The organism is Allobosea sp. MMO-172, from assembly GCF_037147855.1.
Lineage (GTDB): Bacteria > Pseudomonadota > Alphaproteobacteria > Rhizobiales > Beijerinckiaceae > Allobosea.
Genome location: NZ_JBBCUM010000001.1, coordinates 41,571 through 64,273, shown reverse-complemented (window position 1 = coordinate 64,273; position 22,703 = coordinate 41,571). Strand labels below are relative to the sequence as shown.

Genomic DNA, 22,703 nt, shown 5'->3' with positions numbered 1-22,703 from the left:
CGCAATGGGCAACGGAGGTCGCCATGGAAAACCCTGTTCTCGCCGAGGTCACGCGCGGCAATGTCGTCGAATCGCGCCATCGCGGCGCGGCGATCGTCGTCGACGCCGATGGCGGCGTGGTGTTCTCCGCCGGCGATGTCGAGCGTCCGGTTTTCCCGCGCTCGGCCGTCAAGGCGATCCAGGGCCTGCCCTTGATCGAGAGCGGCGCCGCCGACCGCTATGGGCTGACCGCAGCCGAGATCGCGCTCGCCGTCTCCTCGCATTCCGGCGAGCCGCTCCATGCCGAGACCTCGCTTGCGATGCTGCGCAAGGCCGGCCGCGATGCCGGCTGCCTCGAATGCGGCGCGCATTGGCCGTCGAACGAACTCGTCTCGCGGGCTCTGGCGAAGTCCGGCGCCGAGCCGAGCGCGCTGAACAACAACTGCTCGGGCAAGCATGCCGGCTTCGTCTGCCTGTCCTGCAACATGGACGAGGACCCCAAGGGCTATGTGATGGCGGACCACCCGGTACAGCAGGCGGTGCGCGGCGCGTTGGAGGCCGTGACGGGCGCCGCGCATAGCGCAGACCGGATGGGCATCGATGGCTGCTCGATCCCGTCTTACGCCGTGCCGCTTTCGGCGCTGGCGCTGGGCTTCGCCCGGTTCGGCACCGGCCGGGGCTTTGGGCCGGAGCGGGCGAAGGCGGCGGCGCGCATCCGCGCGGCAGCGGCGGCCCATCCCTTCATGGTCGCCGGCACGGGCCGCTACGACACCCGCCTGATGGACTTGCTGGGTGAGCGCGCCTTCACCAAGACCGGGGCCGAAGGCGTCTATTGCGCGTCTCTGCCGGAACTCGGCTACGGCATCGCTCTGAAATGCGATGACGGCGCCGGCCGCGCCGCCGAGATTGCGCTCGGTGCCCTGATCGCGCGCTTCCTGCCGATGGACGATGCCACGCAGGCCGCCTTCGCGCCGCTGCGCGAGACCGTGCTGAAGAACTGGAACGGCATCGAGGTCGGCCGCATCCGCGCAGCCGCCTGAGGCAAGCTTCAACGCACCGCGTTGTTGGCGACCATGATCCCCGAGGCTTTGGCGTCGGGGGCTTTGGTCAGGTCGCCGGTGACGGGCTTGCCGTATTCGGTGCCGATCACGGCACCGTTGCGGGCCTCAGCGATGACGTTGTTGGCGACCAGCGCGTTGCGCTCTTTCGGCACGACCGAGACCGAGATGCCGATCCCGGTCTTGCTGATGACGTTGCCGGTGGCGGCGAGGTTGCGCATGGCCCAGGACCAGCCGAGCACGATGCCGACCTCGCTGGCGTTCTCGATGACGTTCCCGGTCACCGCCGCTTCCGCCTCGACCTGGATGCCGAAGCCGCCGCCCGCCTCCTTGCTGAAGGGCGCGACCCTGCGCGTCGCGTTGCGGATGATGTTGTTGGCGCAGACCGCGATGCGCCCGCCATGGTCGAGATTGGTGATGCAGGCCCCCACCGCACAATCTTCAAGATGGTTATTGGCCAGGATCGCGCCTTCGAACGCGAATTCGGAGAAGAGGCCGACCTCGCCGCAGCGCCGCCCTTGATTGCCGAGGATCTGGACGCCCGAGCCGGAATTGTTGCGGATGAAGGTCAGCGCGCAGTCGCGGATCTGGTTACCCTCGACAATGACGCCGCCGGCGCGAAAGACATTGATGCCGTTGCCGTTCTGGCCGTCGCCGCCGCTATCGGTCCGGATGCGCATCACATGGTTTCCGCGCACGATCGAGCCGTCGTCGCCCGGCTGGTTGCGCCAGATCTGGATGCCGTTGTTGCCGCAATCCTCGATCCGGTTCTGCTCGACGGTGAGCCCTTTCGAATCGATCGCGAACAAGGCGGCATCGCGCATGTCGCGGAAGCGGCTCGTCGTGACGCGCCCGCCGCAGCGGTCGAGCGTCAGGCCGACCGAGCCGGCCTTGGCGAAGGCGCAGCTGGAAATGATGAGTTCGCCGACATTCTCCGCCGTCAGCAAGCCGCTGCGCTGGGCCGAGGGAATGTCGAGCCCGTCGAAGTTCAGGCCGGTCAGCTCGGCCCGGCCAAGATTGCGGGCGATCAGCACGGGGCGGCCGTCCGCGGTGACGAGATGCGTCTCGCCGGGCACGCCGATGATCCGGGCATTCTCCGGCAACATGATGCCGCCGACCCGGTAGCGTCCGGGCGGTAGCAGGAGCGGCGCCCCGCGCGCGGCGGCCTGCTTCAGCGCAGTCTGGAATTGCCGTGACTGGTCTTCCGTGGCGCCGGGCCGCAGCCCCAACTGGCTGGCGTCGAGCCCGAGATGGCCGAGAGGCGTGGCAGCAGGGGCCCGCGACTGGGCATGTGCGGGCAGAACGGCCGAAGCCGTGCCGAAAAGCCCCATCGCCAGCACGCTGCGTCGGGAATGCACCATGGAACCTCCTGCTCGGCAGCCGCTGATCAAGCCGCGTGCCAGCTCAGGCTGTGCCGATCTGGAACTGGAGTGCGCGACGCGAGCCCTACAACCCCAGCGCCCGCGCGATCTCGTCAGCGGCGGATGTCGGGGGCAGGCGTCCGGCTGCCACGGCGGCTTCCAGCTCCGGTGTCCGGGCCTTCAGGGCGGGATCGTGCCGGAGCTTCGCCTGAAGCCGGTCCTGCACCATCGCCCACATCCATTTTACATCCTGCTTGCGGCGCTTGTCGGCGATCAGGCCTTTGGCCTCGAAGCGGGCGCGGTGATCCTCGATCTTCGCCCAGAGCGCGTCGAGCCCGAGCCCGGTCAATCCCGAGATCGTCACGACCGGCGTGCTCCACAGCGGCGAGGTCGGCGCCAGGATGTGCAGGGCGGCCTTGTACTGCGCGGCGGCGGCGCGGGCAGGCGTCGCGCCGTCGCCATCGGCCTTGTTGACCGCTATCATGTCGGCGAGCTCGATGATGCCCTTCTTGATGCCCTGCAATTCGTCGCCGGCATTGGGCAGCATCAGCACGAGGAAGAAATCGGTGAGGTCGGCGACCGCGGTCTCGGACTGGCCGACGCCGACCGTCTCGACCAGGATCACGTCGAAGCCCGCGGCCTCGCAAAGCAGCATCGTCTCGCGCGTCTTGGCGGCGACCCCGCCGAGCGTGCCCGAGGACGGGGAGGGGCGGATATAGGCATCGGGGTCGATCGCGAGCCGGGCCATGCGCGTCTTGTCGCCGAGGATCGAGCCGCCGGTGCGCGTGGAGGACGGGTCGACCGCGAGCACCGCGACCTTGTGGCCCTTCTCCGTCAGATAGGTGCCCAGCGCATCGATCGTGGTCGATTTGCCGACGCCCGGCACGCCGGTGATGCCGACCCGGATGGCGCGGCCGGTATGCGGCAGCAGCCGCTGGATCAGGGCCTGCGCCTGCTCGCGATGGTCGGCGCGGCGCGATTCCGCCAGCGTGATCGCCCGGGCCAGCGCGGCGCGCTCGCCGGCGAGAATCGCGTCGCCGAGCGGATCGGCTGGAGAGCTGCTGTCGACCATGCATCCAGTTAGCAAGTCGCGGGAGCGGGCGACAAGGCGTCCGCGCGCTTCACTTGCTTCATCACTGTGTCATGTGCGCATCTTGTGAATTCGCTGTTGCGGTGAGACGACTTGGCAATGATGTGCGTGGCGATGCGGCTTCGTGTTCTCCTGTTGGTCCTGTTTGTCCCGCTGGCGCTCGCCGCCTGCGGCACGCCACGCGTTCTGGAGCTGAGCCAGGCGCCGAAGGCGGATGTCGCCGGGACCGTCCAGATCTATGTCGCGACGACGCGCGAGGCCTCGGCGCAGCCGGTCTATTTCAGCGGAGAGCGTGGTCCCACGCTATCCTTCGCCCGCCTCGACATCACCGTCCCGCATGTCCACAAGTCCGGCAATCTGGAGCTGCCTGACTCAGGCCCGGGCGATCCCGCGAAGCATTTCACCGCCACCAATCTCCAGAAGCTCGACCTCGCGCCGGTCGTTTCGGACGTGCGCAAGGAACTGGCGCGGCGGCCGGCCTCCCAGCGCGACGTGCTGGTCTTCGTCCACGGCTACAACACGAATTTCGCCGATTCGGTCTATCGCTTCGCCCAGATCGTCTACGATTCCGGCTTCAAGGGCGTGCCCGTGCTGTTCACCTGGCCCTCGCGCGGTCAGCTGCTGGCCTATCCCTATGATCGCGAAAGCGCCTTCTATTCCCGCGATTTCCTTGAGGCGAACCTGCGCGCGATCGCTCGCGATCTCGGCCCGTCGCGCATGGATATCCTCGCCCATTCCATGGGCACGCTCCTGACGCTGGAGACGCTCCGGCAGGCCGCGATCCGTGGTGACGGCGCCTTCGGCGGCAAGCTCCGCGACGTCATGCTCGCGGCGCCCGACGTCGATCTCGACGTGTTCAAGATGCAGATGCGCGAAATCCGGCGGCCGATAACGGTTTTCGTTTCGGCTGATGACCGGGCGCTGGACTTCTCCAGGCGGTTCGCCGGCGACAAGAAGCGGCTGGGCGCGGTGTCGAGCAAGGACACCGAGACGATCGCCGAGCTGGAAAAGCTCGGCGTGCGGCTGATCGACCTCTCCGAGGTTTCCTCCGGCGACAGTCTCAACCACGCGAAATTCGCGTCCTCGCCGAAGGTCGTGCAGATGATCGGCCAGCGGCTGCAGCAGGATAAGGGCATCGGCTTCGCCGGGCCGCAATTCGGCGACAGGCTGGGCGATGTCGCCGGCGGCGTGATGGGCACGGTGGGGTCGACCGTCGGGCTCGTCGTCACCGCGCCGATCCAGATCATTTCCGGCGCCGCGCAGTGATGTCGCTTCCGCGCAACGCTCCGGCCGCTTCGCAGCGGCCGCGGGCCGCTTGCCCCATTCTGGCCGCCTTGGCCTGCCTTTAGAGGTCCGGCTGCCAGCTCGGCCCCTCAATTCTGACCGGATGCCTGTCTTCATGCCCGTTACAAGGCGCGCCTTTTCATGCCGTTCGCTGGCTCTCGCAGCGTTCCTGCCGCTCGGCCTCGCGGCCTGCGCGCAGAGCGAGGCCAGTGTCTCGCCCTTTTCCGAGCCGGAGCGCGCCGATAGTTCGGCGCTCGGCAAGGACCCGCGATTGCTCGTCATGACGACGCGCCGCTCGACCGGCAATGCCACGCCTTATTTCAACACCGACCGTGGCCCGCTGACCTTCGCCGAGGCGCGACTGTCGCCGCCGGGGCGCGGCATTTCCGGCCGCGTGTCCTCGGCCGTCAGCGGCGACTGGGCGGTGCTCGGAGTCTCCCGCGAAACCTCGGGCGATGCGGCGCGGGCTTTCTCCGATGCCGTGAACGGGCGCGACGTTCTGCTCTACATCCACGGCTTCAACGAGACCTTCGAGACTGCCGCGCGCAGCGCCGGCCAGCTCTCGCATTCGCTGGAATTCCAGGGCCGCACGGCGCTGTTCACCTGGCCCTCGGGCGGCAAGCTTTTCGACTACGCCTATGACCGCGAAAGCGCGCTCTGGTCGCGCGACGGCTTCGTCCAGGCGCTGCAGGCGCTCGTCGCCAATCCGACCGTCGGCCGCATCCATATCGTCGCCCATTCCATGGGCACGTTCCTGACCCTGGAAGGCCTGCGCGAGCTGCGCGATTCCCAGGAGATCTACGCCCGGATCGGCTCGGTCGTGCTGGCCTCGCCGGATGTCGATATCGATGCCTTCGAGCAGACGGTGAAGAAGCTCGGGCCGCTCGCCCAGCGCATGACCGTGATCATCGATCCCGGCGACCGGGCGCTGGCCGTCTCCGCGCGCATCGCCGGCGGCGTCGCGCGCGCCGGTGCGGCGGATCGCTCGCGGCTGGAAGCGCTGGGCGTTCGCGTCGCCGACACCTCCGGCCGGGGCTGGAGCATGCTGCGCCACGACCTCTTCCTGTCCAATAGCGAGGTCACGCAGGTCGTGCGCCGCGCCATGGATCGCGGCGGCTGATCACACAGGCGGCAGCCCGGAGCGCTTCTTGATCGTCGCCAGTGCGAAATTGGATTCGACCGACTGGATGCATTTGAGCCGCGTCGCCTTCTGCTTCAGGAAGCGCTCATAGCCCTCGATACCATCGGTCACGACGCGCAGCAGATAATCCTGCGAGCCGGTCATCAGGTAGCATTCGGCGACCTCGCTCCAGCTTTCGACGGCCTTCTCGAACTCGGATATCTGCTCCTGGTTCTGCTGGGTGAGGCGCACCGAGACGAAGACGCTGAAGGGCAGGCCATAGGCCTTGGGGTCGACGACCGCCGTATAGCCCTGGATGACGCCGGTCTCTTCCAGCCGCTTCAGGCGCCGGAGGCACGGCGTCGGCGACAGCCCGACGCGCTGCGACAGGTCCTGGTTGGTGATGCGTCCGTCCTCGCGCAGCACGGCGAGAATCCGGCGGTCGATGCTGTCGAGCACGATATGCTCCATCCTTGTCGAAAATGAGCAGAAAGCTGCTTGCGGCACATTAGGATGATGCTGATCGGCCAAGCAATGGCGCGATGATGGGAATAATCTGGTGCCAGAAACCGGCCTGCATCGCAGGATCGCAAGGGAGACGGCCATGAGCGAAGACAACTACCACAAGGACCGGATCGCCAACCGCAAGCTCCATCCCGAGACACTGATGATGGGCTTCGGCTATTCGCCGGCCATGTCGGAAGGCTCGCTCAAGCCGCCGGTCTTCCTGACCTCGACCTTCGTTTTCGAGAACGCCCAGCAGGGCAAGGACTTCTTCGACTTCACCTCGGGCCGGCGCCAGCCCAAGCCCGGCGAGAAGCCCGGCCTCGTCTATTCGCGCTTCAACCATCCCAATATGGAGATCCTCGAGGATCGCTTGGCGATCTGGGACGAGGCCGAGAAATGCGCCGTCTTCGCCTCGGGCATGGCGGCGATCGCGACGACCTGCTTCGCCTTCCTGCGCCCGGGCGACACGATCCTGCATTCGCGCCCGCTCTATGGCGGCACCGAGACGCTGCTGAAGAACCAGATGGGCGCCTTCGGCGTCACGCCGTTCGGCTTCACCGATGGCCTCGACATCGAGCAGATGCGGGAGGTCGCGCGGGCCGCCGCCGCCAAGGGGCGCGTCGCAATGATCCTGGTCGAGACGCCCGCCAACCCGACCAACGGCCTCGTCGACCTCGCCGCCTGCAAGATGATCGCCGACGAGCTTGAGAAGTCGCAGGGCCACCGCCCGCCCGTCGTGGTCGACAACACCATGCTCGGCCCGAAATACCAGAAGCCGCTGAAGCAGGGTGCCGATCTCTCGCTGCTCTCGCTGACCAAATATGTCGGCGGCCATTCCGACCTCGTCGGTGGCTCGATCAGCGGCTCCGAGGCGCTGGTGCGGCAGGTCAAGGCCTGGCGCGGCTCGCTCGGCACGCAACTCGACCCGAATTCCTGCTGGATGCTGATGCGCTCGCTGGAGACGCTCGACATCCGGATGAGCCGCGCCAACGAGAACGCCAAGCTCGTGGCGGAGTATCTGGAGAGCCACCCCAAGGTCGCCAGGGTTCACTATCTCGGCAATCTCAAGGACGGCGACCCGCGCAAGGCGGTCTTCGACCGCCAGTGCACGGCAGCGGGCTCCACGTTCGCCTTCGACGTCAAGGGCGGCGAGAAGGAAGCCTTCGCCGTGCTCGACAACCTCCAGATCATGAAGCTCGCGGTCAGCCTCGGCGGCACCGAGACACTGGTCTCGCATCCCGCCGCGATGACCCATTCCGGCGTCGCCCGCGAATTGCGCGAGGAGATCGGCCTGACCGACGCGCTGATCCGGATCTCCGTCGGCATCGAGAATATCGAGGACCTGATCTCCGATCTGGCGCAGGCCTTCGAAGCGGTGTGAGGGCCGTCCGCCATCATGCTCGAACTTGACCCGAGCATCACGGAAATCGGTGTCTTCACGTCCTGAGATTCTCGGGTCGAAGCTCTGCTTCGCCCGAGAATGACGACCGGCTTCAGCTGAGCCCGAGGAACAGCGCCAGCGACCGATTCACCGCGATCATCATCTCGGGATCGAGGCGGCCGAAAACCTGCCCGATCCTGTCGCGGCGCACGGTCATCGCCTTGTCGACCATGATCTGGGAGGCAAGGCGCAGGCCGTTGATGGAGTTAGGCTCGACCGTCAGCCGGATCAGCGGCGCATCGACTAGATCGCTGGAAATCAGCAGCAGAGTCACCGTCGCCGTCAGATCGAACGGATCGGCCTGAACGACCAGGGCAGGGCGAGGCTTGCCGAAATCTCCCGCGATCGCGACGGTGACGAGGTCGCCGCGCTTCATTCAGGGGCGCGGTCCAGGTCGTCCAGCGCGGCGTCGAGGAACGCATCCAATTCCCGGTCGGCACTGTCGCTGACAGCGACGAGGCGGGCTTGACGGCGGCATTCCTCGCTGAACCCCGGCCGCCGCGTATCGGGAACCCAGATCTGTACCGGCCGCAATCCGGCCGCCCGCAGGGCGTCGCGGCGCTTCTGGACGCGTCTGGCTGTCGAACTGGCCATTCAGCTTATTCCTGATGAGCGTTACATGTAACGCTCTCCGCCTTGTTGTACAAGGTTGCCGGGCGCTGCAGGCCTAAACCCCGACCCGCCCCCAGCCCGGCAGCTTCAGCGCCGGGCTGCGCAGGTCGAGGCCGGCGACGAGGCCGAGCAGGTTGATCTCGATGCCCTCGACCCAGCCCACGGTCACACCCGCAAGACCATAGAGCGAGGCCTGGATGCCGGTGCGGCTGGCGGTCAGCCCGGCGAAGAGGCCGTCGGCGCGCCAGTCCTTGCCCAATGCCGTTGGCGGCAGCGCCTGATGCAGCTCGGGTACTTCCGCCAGCACGTGCTGGACGAAGCTGTTCGAATTCGGCCCGGGCCAGGCGAGGTAGCTGCCGGGGCTGGAATAGGCGTAAGCAGCGACCGCCGCACGGATGCGCGGGATCAGCTGTTCGGCTGCCTCGCCGCGTATTTCGGCGACGGGCTCCGGTAGGTTACCGAACCAGCGGCCATCGGCGTCGCGATGGTTGACCCGGACCGGCGCCCCCCAGCCGACGACGTCGAAACGGGTATAGGCGCTGGCGCCACGCTCCTTCACCACGACCCAGGAATGATGGGCGAAGATGCCGCGCCAGCGCCCGACGCGCGCGGCGAAGACGTGCACGGTCGCTTCAGGCTCGACGGAAGCTGCCGGCAGGAGCTTCGCGCTCGTCCAGTCGGCACGCCGCCAGTCCGGCGCATGCGTCTGCCAATACCACCAGCCCGCATGGCTCGCGAGCGGCAGCAGGAAGGCGATCGCGAAGAACAGCAGGAAGGGGCGGAACAGGCGCATGCGGTACGGTATGTGCATGAGGACGGGGGCCGGCAAGGCTGCCGCCGTTCACGCTTGCGTCAGGCGCAGCTTGCCTGTGCGCGGGCGTTCGGTCGCGCCCGATCGCGGTTGATGCCGGGGGGAAAGCTGGTAGCGTGCGCGCGCCAACACGATGGAGGGGCGGATTGGGTAGGGCGACGAAGCGACTGACCGAGGCGATTGCCGCTTGCGCGATCGGATTGGGACTTCTGGCCGCGCCGGTGGCCGCGCAGGACAAGCAGCTGCGTATCTTCAACTGGTCCGACTATGTCGATCCGGAGGTGCTCGAAGCTTTCAAGAAGGAAACCGGCATCACCGTCGTCTACGACACCTTCGACCAGATGGAGACGGTCGAGACCAAGCTTCTCGCCGGCAAGACCGGCTACGACCTGATCGTCGTCACCGCCTCCTTCCTGCCGCGCCATATCCCGCTCGGCCTCTATCAGCCGGTCGACAAGGACAAGGCGCCGAACCTCAAGAATCTCTGGCCGGAAATCCAGACGCGGCTGTCGAAATACGATGCCGGCAACAAATATGCCGTGAACTACATGTGGGGCACCACGGGGATCGGCTACAACACCGCCAAGATCAAGGAGCGCCTCGGCCCCGACGCGGTGATCGACAGCTGGAAGATCGTCTTCGAGCCGGAGACGCTGAAGAAGCTCTCGAATTGCGGCGTCCATGTGCTCGATGCGGTCGAGGAGATGTTCCCGGCCGCGTTGCGCTATCTCGGGCTCGATCCCGACTCGAAAAACGAGGCCGATCTGAACAAGGCCGGCGAGCTCCTGCGCAAGATCCGCCCGCATATCCAGAAGTTCCACTCCTCGGAATATATCAACGCGCTGGCGAACGGCGATATCTGCCTCGCCGTCGGCTATTCCGGCGACATCCTGCAGGCCAAGAAGCGCGCCGAGGAAGCCAAGAACGGCGTCCAGATCGCCTATTCGATCCCGAAGGAAGGCGCGCTGATGTGGTTCGACTCCCTCGTGATCCCGAAGGATGCCGGCAATGTCGAGGCGGCCCTGAAGTTCATCGACTTCGTCAACAAGCCGGAGATGGCGGCGAAGAACTCGGACTTCATCCAGTACGCCAATGGCAATATCGCCTCGAAGCCGTTCCTCTCGGCGGCGGTGCGGGACAATCCCGGCATCTACCCCTCGGACGCGGTGATGGCGCGGCTCTACACGATCACGCCCTACGACCAGAAGGCCCAGCGGCTGGTGAACCGGCTGTGGACGCGCGTGAAGACCGGCAAGTGACCGGCTCCGGACAGGTCGCGGGCGCCATGAAGAAGACCTCGCCCGGCAGCGTGCGCCGGGCTTTCCAGCCCTGGAACGACCCGGCGGCGAAGCCGCTGGTCGAGTTCCGGGGCGTGACCAAGCGCTTCGGCGACGTCACCGCCGTGGGCGATCTCTCGCTTGCACTCTATCCCAGAGAGTTCTTCGCGCTGCTCGGACCGTCCGGCTGTGGCAAGACCACGCTGATGCGCATGCTTGCCGGCTTCGAGACGCCTGATGCGGGCACGATTCTGCTCGACGGGCAGGACATCACCGGCATCCCGCCGCATCTGCGGCCGATCAACATGATGTTCCAGTCCTATGCGCTGTTCCCGCATCTCAGCGTGGCCGGCAACATCGCTTACGGGCTGAAGCGCGAGGGGCTGCCGCGCGCCGAGATCGACCGGCGCGTCGAGGAGATGCTGGCGCTGGTGAAGCTCTCCGGCTTCGGCGGGCGCAAGCCGCACCAGCTCTCCGGCGGCCAGCGCCAGCGCGTCGCGCTCGCCCGTTCGCTGGCCAAGCGGCCGAAGCTGCTGCTGCTCGACGAGCCGATGGCGGCGCTCGACAAGAAGCTGCGCGAGCAGACCCAGTTCGAACTGATGGACCTGCAGAGCGAGCTTGGCCTCACCTTCATGGTCGTCACTCACGACCAGGACGAGGCCATGACCATGGCCGACCGCATGGCGGTGATGGACCATGGCAAGCTCGTCCAGATCGGCCCGCCCGACGTGATCTACGAGGCCCCGGCCAATCGCCATGTCGCGGAATTCGTCGGCGACATCAATATCTTCGAAGGCCGGATCGCAGCCGTCGAGGGCGAGCTGGTCCGGGCCGAGATGCCGCATGTCGGCACCGTCGAGCTTGACGAGGAGGCGCCGGCCCTGAAGCCGGGTGAGCCGCTCGTCGTCGGCATCCGACCGGAGAAGATCGAGATCGGCCATGACGAGCCGGACCAGACCGTCAACAAGGTCGCGGGCGAGATCTGGGATATCGGCTATCTCGGCGACTTCACCATGATCCAGGTGATGCTCGGCGGCCAAGACGAACAGGGAAAAGGCGGCCAGCTCATCAAGGTCGCGCTCGCCAACCGCACGCGCCGGATGGCGCGGCCCTTCGCCTGGGACGACAAGGTCTGGCTTTCCTGGGATGTCGAGGCCGGCGTGGTGCTGCCGCCATGAGCGCGGTCGCCTCAATGCAGCGGCTGCGGCGTCTCGTCGTGGCCGTGCCCTATCTCTGGCTCGCGCTGTTCTTCCTGACCCCCTTCGCCATCGTGCTGCGCATGGCCTTCTCGCAGGCCGCGACGGCCTTGCCGCCTTATGCGCCGCATTGGGAGGGCCTCGCTCAGCTCGGCGAATTCCTCTCGCAGCTCGACCTCGCGAATTTCAGCCTGCTCGGCGACGACGCGCTCTACTGGCAGAGCTATCTCTATTCCCTGCGCGTCGCGGCGCTGACGACCGTCTTCGCGCTCGCGATCGGCTATCCGCTCGCTTACGCCATGGCCTCGGCGCCCGCGCGCTGGCGCGGCCTGCTGCTGGTCTTCGTCATCCTGCCGTTCTGGACCTCCTTCCTGATCCGCGTTTACGCCTGGATCGGCATCCTCAGGCCGGAAGGGTTGCTCGATGCGGCGCTTGGCCTGCTCGGCTTCGAGGGCGAGCCCCTGCGCCTGCTCAATACCGAGACGGCCGTGCTGCTCGGCATGGTCTATTCCTACCTGCCCTTCATGGTGCTGCCGCTTTTCGCAACGCTGGAGAAGCTCGACCGCGGCCTGCTCGAGGCGGCTGCCGACCTTGGCGCCACGCCGATCACGGCCTTCCTGACGGTGACCCTGCCGCTCTCGCTGCCGGGCATCCTGGCCGGCTCGGCGCTGGTCTTCATCCCGGCGGTCGGCGAATTCGTCATTCCCGATCTGCTCGGCGGCCCCGATACGGTGATGATCGGCAAGGTGCTGTGGAGCGAATTCTTCTCGAACCGCGACTGGCCTCTGGCTTCGGCGGTGGCGGTCGTGCTGCTCGTGGTGCTTGTGCTGCCGCTCGTCCTGCTCCAGCGCGCCCGCCTGAGCCGGGAGATGGCGGCATGAGCCGGCTCGGCCCCGGATTGATCCTCGCGCTGATCGTCGGCTTCGCCTTCCTCTACCTGCCGATCCTGACGCTGATCGCCTACTCCTTCAACGCCTCGCGGCTGGTCACGGTATGGGGCGGCTTCTCGACGCATTGGTATGGCGCGCTGCTGCAGAATGGGCCGCTGCTCGACGCTGCCTGGCTCTCGGTGCGCCTCGGCTTCGTCTCGGCGACGCTGGCGACCGTGCTCGGTACGCTGGCGGCGCTGGCTCTGGCGCGCCACGGTCGCTTCATGGGGCGCACCCTGTTCTCAGGCATGGTGCTGGCGCCGCTCGTCATGCCCGAGGTCGTGACGGGGCTGTCGCTGCTGCTGCTCTTCGTCGCGGCCGATGTCGAGCGCGGCTTCTGGACGGTCACGATCGCCCACGCGACCTTCAGCCTCGGCTTCGCCTGCATCGTCGTACAATCGCGGCTGGCGGGCTTCGACCGCTCTTTGGAGGAAGCCGCGCAGGATCTCGGCGCCACGCCCTTCGTCACCTTCTGGACCGTGACCTTGCCGCTGATCTGGCCAGCAGTGGCGGCGGCCTGGATGCTGGCCTTCACGCTCTCGCTCGACGATCTCGTCATCGCGAGCTTCACGACCGGGCCAGGCGCGACGACGCTGCCGATGCGGCTCTATTCGGCGGTCAAGCTCGGTGTCTCCCCCGAGATCAATGCCGCCTGCACGATCATGATCGGTGCCGTGGCCGTCGTCGTGATCGCGGCTTCGCTGCTTTTGAAGCGCGAGCAACTGGCCGGCAGTTAAACGGCGGCTGAACGGCGCCCTCAAAGCCCGTTCAGCCAGAACCTGCGAATGTCCGATCCGTGGCAGGGCGATCCCTGCCGGAACAGGACATGAGACCATGTTTGGCAATCGCGCCCGGATCGGTTTGGCAGCGCTCGCGCTCAGCGGTGCCGTGCTCGCAGGCTCGGCCTTCGCCGGGGCAGGCGAGGCCCAGGCCTTCGGCGGCTATGAGCGCTCCTATGATCGCCCGGCCTACGGCTATGGCTGGCGCCCGACGCCGCCTGCCGTCCACGGCTTCTGGGGCCAGCGCCGCTGGCATCGCTACTATGACGGTTATGGCTCGCGGCCGCCTCCGCCGCGCTACGGCTATGGTTACGGCTGGCGGTAAGTGTCGCCACGTCGGTCGTGATCATGGGGCGGGCGCTGCCGGCTGGCAGCGCCCGCCTTCTTTTATTCCGCGGCCGTCCGCTGGGCGTAGCCGAGGCGCTCGTTCAGTTCCTGCAGCAGCTTCTCGGCGGCGTCCGCGATGACGGTGCCGGGCGGGAAGATCGCCGAGGCGCCGGCCTCGATCAGCGCGTCGAAATCCTGCGGCGGGATGACGCCGCCGACCACGATCATGATGTCGGGCCGGCCGGCCTTGGCGAGCGCCGCCTTCAATTCCGGCACCAGCGTCAGATGCCCCGCCGCGAGCGACGAGACGCCGACGATATGGACGTCGTTCTCGACCGCCTGCCGTGCCGCCTCGTCCGGCGTCGCAAAGAGGGGACCGATATCGACGTCGAAGCCGAGATCGGCGAAGGCCGAGGCGATGACCTTCTGGCCGCGATCGTGCCCATCCTGCCCCATCTTGGCGACGAGGATGCGCGGGCGCCGCCCATCGGCTTCCTCGAAGGCCTCGCACATCAGCTGGACGCGCGTCACGGCTGGGTTCATCTCGCCGACCTCCCGCTTGTAGACGCCCGAGATCGCCTTGATCTCGGCCCGGTGGCGCCCGAAGACCTGCTCCATCGCCATGGAAATCTCGCCGACGGTGGCCTTGGCGCGGGCTGCCTTCACCGCGAGATCGAGCAGGTTGCCATTGCCGGCCGCTCCGTTGGTCAGCGCCGTCAGCGCGGCCTGCACCTCGGTCTCGCTGCGCTCGGCCTTGAGGCGCCTGAGCTTGTCGAGCTGCTGGGCGCGCACCGCGGCATTGTCGACCTTGAGCACGTCGATCGTGGCCTCGTTGTCGGGCTTGTAGCAGTTGACGCCGATGATCGCCTGCTGGCCGCCGTCGATGCGGGCCTGCGTCTTGGCGGCGGCCTCCTCGATGCGCAGCTTCGGGATGCCGGCCTCGATCGCCTTGGCCATGCCGCCGAGCTTCTCGACCTCCTGGATATGGCCCCAGGCCTTCTCGGCCAGTTCCGCGGTGAGCCGCTCGACATAGTAGGAGCCGCCCCAGGGATCGATGATCCGGGTCGTGCCGCTCTCCTGCTGCAGCAGGATCTGGGTGTTGCGGGCGATGCGGGCCGAGAAATCGGTCGGCAGGGCCAGCGCCTCGTCCAGCGCATTGGTGTGCAGCGACTGGGTATGGCCTTGAGTCGCCGCCATCGCCTCGATCATCGTGCGCGGGACGTTGTTGAACACATCCTGCGCCGTCAGCGACCAGCCGGAGGTCTGGCAGTGGGTGCGTAAGGGGAGGGATTTCTCGTTCTGCGCTCCGAAATCCTTGACGAGCTTCGCCCAGATCAGCCGGGCGGCGCGCATCTTGGCGACTTCCATGAAGAAGTTCATGCCGATCGCCCAGAAGAAGGACAGGCGCGGCGCGAAGACATCGACGGAGAGGCCAGCCCGCTGGCCGGCGCGGATATATTCGACGCCGTCTGCCAGCGTGTAGCCGAGCTCAAGGTCCTGCGTCGCCCCGGCTTCCTGCATGTGATAGCCGGAGATCGAGATCGAGTTGAACTTCGGCATGTTCGCCGAGGTGAAGGCGAAGATGTCGCCGATGATCCGCATCGAGGGCGAGGGCGGGTAGATATAGGTGTTGCGGACCATGAACTCCTTGAGGATGTCGTTCTGGATGGTCCCGGAGAGCTTGGCCTGCGACACGCCCTGTTCTTCCGCCGCGACGATATAAAGCGCCAGCACCGGCAGGACGGCGCCGTTCATCGTCATCGACACGCTCATCTGGTCGAGCGGGATGCCGGAGAACAGCGTGCGCATGTCGTAGATCGAGTCGATCGCGACGCCGGCCATGCCGACATCGCCGGCGACGCGCGGATGGTCGGAATCGTAGCCGCGATGGGTGGCGAGGTCGAAGGCGACCGAGAGGCCCTTCTGCCCGGCGGCGAGGTTGCGCCTGTAGAAGGCGTTCGAATCCTCGGCCGTGGAGAAGCCGGCATATTGCCGGATCGTCCAGGGCTGGTTGACATACATCGTCGGGTAGGGGCCGCGCAGATAGGGCGCGATGCCGGGCAGCGTCTCGACGAAGGGCAGGCCGTCACGGTCGGCCGCGGTGTAGACCGGCTTGACCGGGATGTCCTCGGGCGTCTGCCAATTCTCGCCCGTGGGCAAGGCGCTGGCGGCAGGGCGAGCCCCTGCGGCAAAGGCGAGCTTCGTGAAATCCGGGATCGCGGTCATGATTGACTCCCGTCGGTCCTATCCCACCAATGGTGGAAATGATGCACCGGTCCGTGGCCGTGGCCAACCGCAACCTGGTCGGCCGCGGCGATGGCAGCGGAGATATAGGTCTTGGCGTGGCCAACGGCTTCCGGCAGCGCCAGCCCCTTGGCCAGATTGGCGGCGATGGCGGAAGACAAGGTGCAGCCGGTGCCATGCGTGTTGCGTGTCGCGAGGCGCGGCGCGTTGAAACGCTGGCGCGTCCCGCCTGCCAGCAGCAGGAGGTCGCTGCTGATCTCGCCGGTGCCGTGCCCGCCCTTGACCAGCACATTGGCCGCGCCGAGCGCAGCGAGCTTCTCGGCCTGCTCATCCATCGCCTGGTCGGTTTCGGCCATGCTGGTGCCGAGCAGGGCAGCGGCCTCCGGCAGGTTCGGCGTGATCAGGGTCGCGAGCGGGAAAAGATGGGTGCGGATCGCCTCGACCGCCGCGCTTTCCAGGAGCCGGGCGCCGGAGGCGGCGATCATCACCGGATCGAGCACCACGTTCTTCGCGCCATGACGCTTAAGGCCAGCGGCGACCGTCTCGATCAACTCGGCCGTGGCCAGCATGCCGATCTTGACCGCACCGACATCGAGATCCTCGAAGACGGCATCCATCTGCTGGGCGACGAAATCGCGCGGTACGGCGTGGATGGCGCTGACGCCCTTCGTGTTCTGCGCGGTCAGCGCGACGATAACGCTGGCGCCATAGACCTGATGGGCCGCGAAGGTCTTGAGATCGGCCTGGATGCCGGCGCCGCCGCTCGAATCCGAACCGGCGATGGTGAGGGCGATGGCAGTCAAACGCGTATCTCCGGTCAGGCGCCTGCGACGGCTTGCGCTTGCGTCAGTGTCTCGACGACGTCGCAGCCCATATAGATGAACGAGGTCACACCGGCCTTGTTCAGGGCCTCGGTCTCGGCCGGGCGGCCGGCGAGCCAGACGGTGGCGCCGGCCTTGGTGAGGGCCTCTGCGGCTGCCGGGCCTTCGGCGGCATAGGCGGCATCGGAACCGCACAGGCAGGCGAGCTTCGCGGCCGAGGTGCGGTAGGCGCCGACGAGAGCGTCGAGATCGGTGGCGCCGTCTTTGGCGAAGCCGTCGCCGCTGGGCGCCGCGAGGCCGCCGGCCTCGAACAGGTTGCGGGCAAAGCCGGCGCGGGCGGTGAAATCGGCAATCGGGCCGAGCGTCGCCAGGAAGACGACCGGGCGCTGCGGCTGGGCATCGGCCTTGTCGCGCAAGGCCTCGAACGGTTCCGACAGCCGGAGCGAGGGCAGGGGCTCCGCGCGCAGGCCGGCGGCGGGGGCAGCCAGCGCATCGGCCCGGCCGGCGCCGCCGACGAAGGAGCGGATGATCTCGCCCTGGTTACGTTCGGCGAGGCTGCCCTGCACGCGTTTGCCGTCGAGCTTGACTGCGGCGACCGGGAGAACCTTCGCCGTTTCCTCGCGGATATTCGGGAACTCGCTGGTGCCGGTGATCGGCTCGCGGCGCGTTGCCACGGCCTTGGCCCGGGCGGCACGTTGCCCGGCGAGCGCCTTCTGGAGATGGCCGTCGACCAGTGATGCGACGATGCCGCCGAGATCGCCGCTGCGCTGCCTTTCGATCTCCTGGAAGGCCTGCCAGCCCTGTTCGCAGAGCGTCTGCGTCAGCGTCTCGAAGCCACCCGCGCCGGCGGCGGGGTCGGCGACGCGCCAGAGATTGCTCTCTTCGAGCAGGATCAGCTGGGTGTTGCGGGCGACGCGGCGCGCGAAGCCATCGGGCAGGCCGAGCGCGGCGGTGAAAGGCTGGACGGCTATCGAATCGGCGCCGCCGACGCCGGCCGCGAAGGCCGCGACCGTGCCGCGCAGCAGGTTGACGTTGGGATCGCGCTTCGTCAGCGAGCGCCACGCCGTCTCGGCGTGGATGCGGGCCGGCTTCGCCGTCAGGCCGCAAGCCTGCTGGATGCGGTTCCAGAGCAGCCGCGCAGCGCGGAACTTAGCCACCGTCAGGAACTCGTCGGTATCCGCGACCAGCGTGAAGGCCAGCGCATCGCGCGCTTCCGACAGCGACAGGCCCTGCGCTTCGAGCGCACGCAGATAGGCGACCGCCGTGGCGAGCACTGCGCCCAGCTCCTGCGCCTCGCTGGCGCCGGCCTCGTGATAGGGCCGGCTGTCGATCTCGATGAACGGCCCGGCGAAGCCGCGCTCCTTGAGCGTGCGGATCGTCGCTGCGAGCCTACGGCCAAGCTCGGGCCAGGGGGCTGCAAGAGAGCCGCGGCTGGCGAAGACGCCGATCGGATCGAGCCCGAAGGAGACGGAAATCTCGCTCGCCGCATGGCCACGCTTCTCGATCAGGGCGGCCAGCAGCAGGGCATTGATGCGGCCCTGGGGGGCGGGATCGAGGCGCAGATGGATCAGGTCCAGCATCACGCCCTGGAGCGCGGCGTCGAGCGTCGCGACATCGTCGGCGACAAGGCCGTAGCCGCGCGCCGCCAGCGCTCCGGCGAAGCTGATGGTGAGCGTATCGGCACCGCCTTCGAGATCGGCGAGGGCGAGCGCCCGGGCCTCGGCCGGCTGGGGATGATCGAGACGGCCCGCGACATGCCAGCGCCCGGTCTCGGCACGCAGGGCCCGCTGAGGTGCTGCGGCAGCCGGGTAGAGCGGCTCGATGCGAATGCCGTCGGCAGTGCGGCCGACGAGCTTCTTCTCGAAATCGGCGCCCTTCAGAACCTTGTCGACCGCCAGGCGCCACGCGTCATGCGACGGCGCCGCGAAGGCGTCGAGATAGGGAAGGTCGGATGGGGCAGCCGAGTTCATGCGCGCCGATGCTCCTCTTCTGCACAGTGTGCAGCCGTGGAGCGCTGATTGCCATGGGCGCGCGCGCACCGCCATCCCTACTTCGTCGCAAGACGGGTGCGAGAATGCAAAAACGCCGCAGCGCTATCCTGAGATAGCGCTGCGGCGTTGAAGAATGCGACTGGGATCAGACGAACTGGCCGAGACCCGGGATCGCGCCGACGATGGCGCCCATCGCGTCCTCACCGGCCTTTTCGCGACCCACGGCGAACATCTCCTTCGAGACGCTCTGGATCTGGCCCATGGAGAGGCCGGCGCCCATCAGTTGGCCGCCGAGCGCCATCACGCCGCCGCCGCCGCCCATCAGGCCGCCGATCGCGCCGAGCATGCCGCCCTTTGCGCCGCCTTCGGCATCGGCCAGAGCCTGCGCGCCCGGCAGAGCCGCCATCAGCTGGCCGATCTCGGCTGCCGGGCCTTCCTTCTGCAGGAACGCGAGGATGATGCCGACCGCCTTGCGGGCGAGCTCTTCATTGATGCCGGCAACCGCGGCCACGCGCGTGAGCAACTCTTCCATGGACTTTAAACCCCTCGCCAAACGGCTTCGCCACGAAGCCTTCGAAAAATAGTTTACATGTTTACGATCTGATTTCCAACGGCCCCGGGCTTCCGCCTTCTGCGTCGTTTGGTTACACCCCTTTCCGAAGCTTCAGGAACGAATGGGCGAATTCAATGGCGAATGACGGCGCGATTCTGATCGGCAAGAGCGGCAAGCCTGAAAATCTCCTGCTCAAGCTCGCCAATCGCCATGGGCTGGTGACCGGCGCGACCGGCACCGGCAAGACCGTGACGCTGCAGGTCATGGCCGAGGGCTTCGCCCGCAACGGCGTTCCGGTCTTCGCGGCCGATATCAAGGGCGATCTCTCCGGCATCGTCGCGCCCGGCGATTCCAAGCCGCCCTTCGTCAACCGGGCCAAGGAACTCGGCCTGAAATACGAGCCGGACCAGTTCACCACGGTGTTCTGGGACGTGTTCGGCGAGCAGGGCCATCCGGTCCGTGCCACCATCTCCGAGATGGGCCCGCTGCTGCTCGCCCGCCTGCTCGATCTCAACGATACGCAGGAGGGCGTGCTCAACATCGCCTTCCGCATCGCCGACGAGCAGAAGCTGCTGCTGCTCGACCTCAAGGACCTGCGCGCGATCCTGACCTTCATCGCGGACAATGCAAAGGAACTGACGACGAAATACGGCAATGTCAGCGCGACAACGGTCGGCACCATCCAGCGCGCCTTGCTCGTATTGGAGAACCAGAAGGGCGATCTCTTCTTCGGCGAGCCGGCGCTCGACATCAACGACCTGATGAAGACCGATCGCGACGGCCGCGGCATCGTCAACATCCTCGCCGCCGACAAGCTGATGAACAATCCGCGGCTCTACGCGACCTTCCTGCTCTGGCTGCTCTCGGAGCTGTTCGAGCAGCTGCCGGAGGTCGGCGATCTCGACAAGCCGAAGCTCGTCTTCTTCTTCGACGAGGCGCATCTGCTCTTCAACGGCGCGCCCAAGGCGCTGCTGACGGCGGTCGAGCAGGTCGTGCGCCTGATCCGCTCGAAGGGCGTCGGCGTCTATTTCGTCACGCAGAACCCGCTCGACATCCCCGATACGGTGCTGGCCCAGCTCGGCAACCGCGTCCAGCACGCGCTGCGCGCCTTCACCCCGCGCGACCAGAAGGCGGTGCGCGCCGCTGCCGAGACCTTCCGCCAGAACCCGAAGATCAAGACCGAGGAGGCGATCAGCCAGCTCGCCGTCGGCGAGGCGCTGATCTCGATGCTCGAAGGCAAGGGCTCGCCGGAAATGGTCGAGCGCGCCCTGATCGCGCCGCCGATGGCGCAGGTCGGCCCGTGCTCGCCGCAGCAGCGCCAGCAGGCGATCAACGCCTCGCCCGAGAAGGGCAAGTACGAGACCATGGTCGACCGCGAGTCGGCCTATGAGATTCTGCTGGCGCGCAAGAACCTCAATCCGGACGGCTCGCCGGTCGAAGCCTCTGCGGATGGCGGCGGTGGCATTCTCGACACGATCGGCGGCTGGCTCGGCGGTGGCACCCCCCAGCAGCGCCCGAAGACCGGGCCGGGCTCGCGCGGCGGCCCGCTGCCGCAGAGCATGGCCGAGAAGATCATCACCTCGGCCGCGCGCTCGGCCGCGACCTCGATCGGCCGGCAGGTCGGCACGGCGATCCTGCGCGGTATTCTCGGCTCGATGTCGGGCGGAAAGCGCTGAGCGCTTTCCGTCATGGTCGGGCTTGTCCCGACCATCCACGTCTTCGCTGATCGAGGGTGGTGTTCAAGACGTGGATGCTCGCCACAAGGGCGAGCATGACGTCTGTTGGTGCAAGCGGTGCTATCGCCCCTCACGCGCCCGTCGCGAAGTCGTAGAGCAGCTTGAGGTTCAGCGCGATGATGATCGCGGCGATGATGGCTGCGGTCAGGCTGAGCCAGCGTGGCGCGACGAGTTCACCCATCTTCTGCTTCGAGGCGGTGAACATCACCAGCGGTACCACCGCGAAGGGCAATTGCAGGCTGAGGACGACCTGGCTCAGGATCAGGAGCTTCCCTGTCTGCCCCTCGCCATAAATCAGCGTGACGGCGATTGCCGGGATGATGGCGACGAGGCGCGTTACCAGCCGCCGCATCCAGGCCGGAAGGCGGATACGCAGGAAGCCCTCCATCACGATCTGGCCGGCCATGGTCGCGGTCACCGTCGAATTCAGGCCGCAGCAGAGCAGGGCGATGGCGAAGAGCGAGGGCGCGATCGAGGCGCCGAGCAGCGGCTGCAGCAGCTCCTGTGCCCGGCCGAGCTCGGCGACGTCGGTATGGCCGGCCTTGTGGAAGGTGGCGGCGGCGAGGATCAGGATCGACGCGTTGATGAAGAGCGCGAAGCAGAGCGCGACGGTGGAGTCGATCGTCGCGAATTTCAGCGCCTCGCGCTTTTCCGGCAGCGTCTCGCCATAGGCGCGGGTCTGCACGATGCCGGAATGCAGGTAGAGGTTATGCGGCATCACCGTCGCGCCGATGATGCCGAGCGCGATGTAGAGCATGTTGGGGTTGGTCACGATCTCGGTCGTCGGCGCGAAGCCGCGGATGACCTCGCCCCAGTTCGGATCGGCCAGAGCGATCTGGATGCCGAAGCACACCGCGATGACGCCGAGCAGCGTGATGATGAACGCCTCGATCCAGCGGAAGCCGCGCGTCTGCAGCCAGAGGATGACGAAGACGTCGAAGGCGGTGATTAGCACGCCGATCTCGAGCGGGATGCCGAAGAGCAGGTTGAGGCCGATCGCGGTGCCGATCACCTCGGCGAGGTCGGTCGCGCAGATCGCCAATTCGGCGAGCAGCCAGAGCGGCCAGGCCATATAGGGAGGATAGGCGTCGCGGCAGGCCTGGGCGAGGTCGCGCCCGGAGGCGATGGCGAGCCGCGCGCAGAGCGACTGCAGGATGATCGCCATCAGGTTGGAGACCAGCGCGACGACGAGCAGCGTGTAGCCGTACTGGGCGCCACCGGCCAGCGAGGTCGCCCAGTTGCCGGGGTCCATGTAGCCCACGGCGACGAGATAGCCCGGCCCGAAGAAGGCGAGGAACTTGCGCCAGTTCGACGAGGTCGGCGTCACCTTGATGGTGCGGAAGACATCCGTCAGCGAGGGTTCGCCGCGCGATCGAAGCCAAATCGACGAGGATTCGGGGGCGCTTTGCGACATGACGATGCCTTGCTGCAACTTGATCGCAATAAGGGGTAGCGGCTCCGCATGGGCATGTCAATGCAATTGCAAACGGTTGGCAATTAGGCCTGTGACGGGCCGGCGGAGCCTGCCCGCCATGCGTGAATAGAAGCTGACGCTGGCACCTGGGCTTGCCATGATGACGTCATCTG

The 22,703-nt window shown here is 67.1% G+C and carries 21 protein-coding genes; 10 read left to right on the top strand and 11 right to left on the bottom strand.

Going from position 1 to position 22,703, the window contains the following annotated elements; all coding sequences use genetic code 11:
- Positions 1-23: 23 nt before the first annotated feature.
- Positions 24-1,019, top strand: a complete 996-nt coding sequence (locus WFK61_RS00300) for an asparaginase (RefSeq protein ID WP_336809495.1) — start codon at positions 24-26, stop codon at positions 1,017-1,019.
- 8 nt (positions 1,020-1,027) lie between these two features.
- On the opposite strand, the gene WFK61_RS00295 is transcribed toward WFK61_RS00300, so the two are convergent.
- Positions 1,028-2,398 carry a TIGR03808 family TAT-translocated repetitive protein gene (locus WFK61_RS00295; protein ID WP_336809493.1) on the bottom strand — a complete coding sequence of 457 codons (1,371 nt, stop codon included), beginning with the start codon at positions 2,396-2,398 and terminating at the stop codon, positions 1,028-1,030.
- Positions 2,399-2,483: 85 nt separating this feature from the next.
- Positions 2,484-3,470, bottom strand: a complete 987-nt coding sequence (gene meaB, locus WFK61_RS00290) for a methylmalonyl Co-A mutase-associated GTPase MeaB (RefSeq protein ID WP_336809491.1) — start codon at positions 3,468-3,470, stop codon at positions 2,484-2,486.
- Between the two features lie 153 nt (positions 3,471-3,623).
- Here meaB and WFK61_RS00285 point away from each other — a divergent pair, with 153 nt between their 5' ends.
- Positions 3,624-4,754, top strand: coding sequence for an alpha/beta hydrolase (locus WFK61_RS00285; RefSeq protein ID WP_336809489.1), 1,131 nt, complete (start codon positions 3,624-3,626; stop codon positions 4,752-4,754).
- Between the two features lie 133 nt (positions 4,755-4,887).
- Entirely contained in the window at positions 4,888-5,892 is a 1,005-nt protein-coding gene (locus WFK61_RS00280) for an alpha/beta hydrolase (RefSeq protein ID WP_336809487.1), read from the top strand.
- Here WFK61_RS00280 and WFK61_RS00275 read toward each other — a convergent pair whose 3' ends face one another.
- On the bottom strand, positions 5,893-6,363 hold the full coding sequence (locus WFK61_RS00275) for an Lrp/AsnC family transcriptional regulator (RefSeq protein ID WP_061964482.1): 471 nt from the start codon (positions 6,361-6,363) through the stop codon (positions 5,893-5,895).
- Between the two features lie 133 nt (positions 6,364-6,496).
- Between WFK61_RS00275 and WFK61_RS00270 the strand changes: the two genes are divergently transcribed.
- Complete coding sequence (locus WFK61_RS00270) at positions 6,497-7,780, top strand: cystathionine gamma-synthase family protein (RefSeq protein ID WP_336809483.1); 1,284 nt, start codon at positions 6,497-6,499, stop codon at positions 7,778-7,780.
- A gap of 112 nt (positions 7,781-7,892) precedes the next feature.
- Here WFK61_RS00270 and WFK61_RS00265 read toward each other — a convergent pair whose 3' ends face one another.
- The 3 genes from WFK61_RS00265 to WFK61_RS00255 form a co-directional block, all read right to left on the bottom strand.
- On the bottom strand, positions 7,893-8,216 hold the full coding sequence (locus WFK61_RS00265; protein WP_336809481.1) for a type II toxin-antitoxin system PemK/MazF family toxin: 324 nt from the start codon (positions 8,214-8,216) through the stop codon (positions 7,893-7,895).
- Positions 8,213-8,434, bottom strand: coding sequence for an antitoxin MazE family protein (locus tag WFK61_RS00260; protein WP_336809479.1), 222 nt, complete (start codon positions 8,432-8,434; stop codon positions 8,213-8,215). The genes WFK61_RS00265 and WFK61_RS00260 overlap by 4 nt, the downstream gene beginning before the upstream one ends.
- A gap of 73 nt (positions 8,435-8,507) precedes the next feature.
- Positions 8,508-9,263: a DUF3750 domain-containing protein gene (locus tag WFK61_RS00255; RefSeq protein WP_336810080.1), complete on the bottom strand. Its 756-nt coding sequence runs from the start codon at positions 9,261-9,263 to the stop codon at positions 8,508-8,510.
- Positions 9,264-9,409: 146 nt separating this feature from the next.
- Here WFK61_RS00255 and WFK61_RS00250 point away from each other — a divergent pair, with 146 nt between their 5' ends.
- The 5 genes from WFK61_RS00250 to WFK61_RS00230 all read left to right on the top strand — a co-directional run bounded on the left by WFK61_RS00250 (position 9,410) and on the right by WFK61_RS00230 (position 13,769).
- Positions 9,410-10,522: a polyamine ABC transporter substrate-binding protein gene (locus WFK61_RS00250; protein ID WP_336809477.1), complete on the top strand. Its 1,113-nt coding sequence runs from the start codon at positions 9,410-9,412 to the stop codon at positions 10,520-10,522.
- 26 nt (positions 10,523-10,548) lie between these two features.
- The gene (locus WFK61_RS00245) at positions 10,549-11,718 is read left to right on the top strand and encodes an ABC transporter ATP-binding protein (protein WP_336810079.1); all 1,170 of its coding nucleotides are present in this window, start codon (positions 10,549-10,551) and stop codon (positions 11,716-11,718) included.
- Positions 11,715-12,617, top strand: a complete 903-nt coding sequence (locus tag WFK61_RS00240) for an ABC transporter permease subunit (protein WP_336809475.1) — start codon at positions 11,715-11,717, stop codon at positions 12,615-12,617. The genes WFK61_RS00245 and WFK61_RS00240 overlap by 4 nt, the downstream gene beginning before the upstream one ends.
- A complete protein-coding gene (locus tag WFK61_RS00235; protein ID WP_336809473.1) occupies positions 12,614-13,402 on the top strand; it encodes an ABC transporter permease in 789 nt (262 codons plus the stop codon). Before WFK61_RS00240 ends, WFK61_RS00235 begins: the two co-directional genes overlap by 4 nt.
- A 97-nt stretch (positions 13,403-13,499) precedes the next feature.
- Entirely contained in the window at positions 13,500-13,769 is a 270-nt protein-coding gene (locus WFK61_RS00230) for a hypothetical protein (RefSeq protein ID WP_336809471.1), read from the top strand.
- A 62-nt stretch (positions 13,770-13,831) separates the two neighbouring features.
- On the opposite strand, the gene scpA is transcribed toward WFK61_RS00230, so the two are convergent.
- The 4 genes from scpA to WFK61_RS00210 form a co-directional block, all read right to left on the bottom strand.
- The gene (scpA, locus tag WFK61_RS00225) at positions 13,832-15,997 is read right to left on the bottom strand and encodes a methylmalonyl-CoA mutase (RefSeq protein ID WP_336809469.1); all 2,166 of its coding nucleotides are present in this window, start codon (positions 15,995-15,997) and stop codon (positions 13,832-13,834) included.
- Complete coding sequence (gene thiD, locus WFK61_RS00220; protein WP_336809467.1) at positions 15,994-16,818, bottom strand: bifunctional hydroxymethylpyrimidine kinase/phosphomethylpyrimidine kinase; 825 nt, start codon at positions 16,816-16,818, stop codon at positions 15,994-15,996. Before thiD ends, scpA begins: the two co-directional genes overlap by 4 nt.
- A gap of 14 nt (positions 16,819-16,832) precedes the next feature.
- The gene (locus WFK61_RS00215) at positions 16,833-18,806 is read right to left on the bottom strand and encodes a methylmalonyl-CoA mutase subunit beta (RefSeq protein ID WP_336809465.1); all 1,974 of its coding nucleotides are present in this window, start codon (positions 18,804-18,806) and stop codon (positions 16,833-16,835) included.
- Positions 18,807-18,972: 166 nt separating this feature from the next.
- Positions 18,973-19,359, bottom strand: a complete 387-nt coding sequence (locus WFK61_RS00210; RefSeq protein ID WP_336809463.1) for a DUF2267 domain-containing protein — start codon at positions 19,357-19,359, stop codon at positions 18,973-18,975.
- Between the two features lie 155 nt (positions 19,360-19,514).
- Between WFK61_RS00210 and WFK61_RS00205 the strand changes: the two genes are divergently transcribed.
- Positions 19,515-21,056, top strand: coding sequence for a helicase HerA-like domain-containing protein (locus tag WFK61_RS00205; protein WP_336809462.1), 1,542 nt, complete (start codon positions 19,515-19,517; stop codon positions 21,054-21,056).
- Positions 21,057-21,186: 130 nt separating this feature from the next.
- Here the strand turns inward: WFK61_RS00205 and WFK61_RS00200 are convergent, their stop codons facing one another.
- Complete coding sequence (locus WFK61_RS00200; RefSeq protein WP_336809460.1) at positions 21,187-22,530, bottom strand: Nramp family divalent metal transporter; 1,344 nt, start codon at positions 22,528-22,530, stop codon at positions 21,187-21,189.
- Positions 22,531-22,703: the final 173 nt, after the last annotated feature.

What these genes read in the sequence shown, in the direction of transcription:
- WFK61_RS00230 (WP_336809471.1), top strand. Translation starts at nt 13,500, where the DNA reads ATGTTTGGCAATCGCGCCCGGATCGGTTTGGCAGCGCTCGCGCTCAGC.
- WFK61_RS00215 (WP_336809465.1), bottom strand. Translation starts at nt 18,806, where the DNA reads ATGAACTCGGCTGCCCCATCCGACCTTCCCTATCTCGACGCCTTCGCG.
- WFK61_RS00245 (WP_336810079.1), top strand. Translation starts at nt 10,549, where the DNA reads ATGAAGAAGACCTCGCCCGGCAGCGTGCGCCGGGCTTTCCAGCCCTGG.
- meaB (WP_336809491.1), bottom strand. Translation starts at nt 3,470, where the DNA reads ATGGTCGACAGCAGCTCTCCAGCCGATCCGCTCGGCGACGCGATTCTC.
- WFK61_RS00210 (WP_336809463.1), bottom strand. Translation starts at nt 19,359, where the DNA reads ATGGAAGAGTTGCTCACGCGCGTGGCCGCGGTTGCCGGCATCAATGAA.
- WFK61_RS00275 (WP_061964482.1), bottom strand. Translation starts at nt 6,363, where the DNA reads ATGGAGCATATCGTGCTCGACAGCATCGACCGCCGGATTCTCGCCGTG.
- WFK61_RS00200 (WP_336809460.1), bottom strand. Translation starts at nt 22,530, where the DNA reads ATGTCGCAAAGCGCCCCCGAATCCTCGTCGATTTGGCTTCGATCGCGC.
- WFK61_RS00265 (WP_336809481.1), bottom strand. Translation starts at nt 8,216, where the DNA reads ATGAAGCGCGGCGACCTCGTCACCGTCGCGATCGCGGGAGATTTCGGC.
- scpA (WP_336809469.1), bottom strand. Translation starts at nt 15,997, where the DNA reads ATGACCGCGATCCCGGATTTCACGAAGCTCGCCTTTGCCGCAGGGGCT.
- WFK61_RS00295 (WP_336809493.1), bottom strand. Translation starts at nt 2,398, where the DNA reads ATGGTGCATTCCCGACGCAGCGTGCTGGCGATGGGGCTTTTCGGCACG.
- WFK61_RS00205 (WP_336809462.1), top strand. Translation starts at nt 19,515, where the DNA reads ATGGCGAATGACGGCGCGATTCTGATCGGCAAGAGCGGCAAGCCTGAA.
- WFK61_RS00240 (WP_336809475.1), top strand. Translation starts at nt 11,715, where the DNA reads ATGAGCGCGGTCGCCTCAATGCAGCGGCTGCGGCGTCTCGTCGTGGCC.
- WFK61_RS00300 (WP_336809495.1), top strand. Translation starts at nt 24, where the DNA reads ATGGAAAACCCTGTTCTCGCCGAGGTCACGCGCGGCAATGTCGTCGAA.
- WFK61_RS00235 (WP_336809473.1), top strand. Translation starts at nt 12,614, where the DNA reads ATGAGCCGGCTCGGCCCCGGATTGATCCTCGCGCTGATCGTCGGCTTC.
- WFK61_RS00255 (WP_336810080.1), bottom strand. Translation starts at nt 9,263, where the DNA reads ATGCACATACCGTACCGCATGCGCCTGTTCCGCCCCTTCCTGCTGTTC.
- WFK61_RS00260 (WP_336809479.1), bottom strand. Translation starts at nt 8,434, where the DNA reads ATGGCCAGTTCGACAGCCAGACGCGTCCAGAAGCGCCGCGACGCCCTG.
- WFK61_RS00280 (WP_336809487.1), top strand. Translation starts at nt 4,888, where the DNA reads ATGCCCGTTACAAGGCGCGCCTTTTCATGCCGTTCGCTGGCTCTCGCA.
- WFK61_RS00270 (WP_336809483.1), top strand. Translation starts at nt 6,497, where the DNA reads ATGAGCGAAGACAACTACCACAAGGACCGGATCGCCAACCGCAAGCTC.